This is a genomic window from Blautia sp. CAG:237, assembly GCF_000436615.1.
Classification (GTDB): Bacteria; Bacillota; Clostridia; order Lachnospirales; family Lachnospiraceae; genus Blautia_A; species Blautia_A intestinihominis.
This window is the reverse complement of record NZ_FR886729.1, coordinates 41,907-43,376: the sequence shown is the minus strand read 5'-3', so window position 1 is coordinate 43,376 and position 1,470 is coordinate 41,907. Positions and strand designations below refer to the sequence as shown.

The window sequence follows — 1,470 nt, the reverse complement described above, 5'->3', positions numbered from 1 at the left end:
TGAAGGTTCTTACCGGTATTTATCAGAAGGATTCCGGTTCTATCACATACAAGGGTCAGGAAGTTGCTTTCCATAATACCCGTGAAGCACAGGATGCCGGTATCGTAATCGTACATCAGGAATTAAACATGGTCGGAGACCTTACTGTTGCACAGAATATCTTCATCGGACGTGAGCCGAAGAAGGGAATCCGTGTAGACGACAAGAAGATGATCGAAGACTCCAAGAAATTATTCCAGGATCTGAACATCGAGATCGATCCAAGAGAAAAGATGAGCAACTTAACTGTTGGTAAACAGCAGATGTGTGAGATCGCCAAAGCAATCTCTCACAAAGCAGAGGTTATCATCTTTGATGAGCCGTCAGCAGCTCTTACCGAGAAAGAAATTGCTGACCTGTTCGTAATCATCCGTGATCTTCGCGAGAAGAATTACGGTATCGTATATATCTCACACCGTATGGATGAGATCAAGATGATCACAGACCGTGTAACGGTCATGCGAGATGGCGGCTATGTAGGAACTCTGATCACAAAAGACAGTACAAAAGAAGACATCATCAACATGATGGTTGGTCGTGTTATTTACGAAGATCCTAAGGAACACAGTATGGTTGCTCCGGATGCACCGGTTGTTCTTAAGGTAGAGCATCTGAATGCAGGAAAGATGGTTCAGGATGTAAGCTTCGAACTGAGAAAAGGTGAGATTCTTGGATTCTCCGGACTGATGGGTGCAGGACGTACTGAGACAGCGAGAGCACTGTTTGGAGCAGATCCGAAGCAGAGCGGTAAGATTTCCATTATGGACAAGCAGACCGGAAAGCTTCGTGAAGTAACAATCAATACACCGCAGGATGCTGTTAAATATGGTATCGGTTATCTGTCAGAGGACAGAAGAAGATATGGTGTTGTTGTACAGAAATCTGTAAACGAAAACACAACACTGGCTACAATGGAAGAATTCACAAACGGAATCTTCATCAACAAAGCAAAAGAGAAAAAAGTCAGTGAGAAATACATCAAAGAACTTGCTACCAAGACACCGAGTGGTGATCAGCTGGTTGTAAACCTTTCCGGTGGTAACCAGCAGAAAGTCGTAATCGCCAAATGGCTGACCAGAGACAGTGACATCCTGATCTTCGATGAGCCGACCAGAGGTATCGACGTTGGTGCCAAGAACGAAATCTACAAGTTAATGAGCAAACTGGCAGCAGAAGGCAAATCCATCATTATGATTTCTTCTGAAATGACAGAGATTCTCCGAATGAGTGACCGTATCATCATCATGTGCGAAGGTAAAGTGACAGGAGATATTGATATTTCTGAAGCAACACAGGAACACATCATGGATAAGGCTACAAGGAATATCGATTAAGGAGGAAAGTCATGACTAAGAAGAAAAAAAGTATTTTAAGTGATCAGAGATTTATTGTTTTGCTGGTTATTATCGCACTCAGTGCGGTATTCTCCAT

1 protein-coding gene is annotated in these 1,470 nt (G+C 43.1%); it reads left to right on the top strand.

The window, feature by feature from the left end:
* On the top strand, positions 1-1,373 hold a 1,373-nt coding region (locus QZL69_RS06955; protein WP_291518791.1), incomplete at its 5' end, for a sugar ABC transporter ATP-binding protein.
* Between the last annotated feature and the right edge of the window lie 97 nt (positions 1,374-1,470).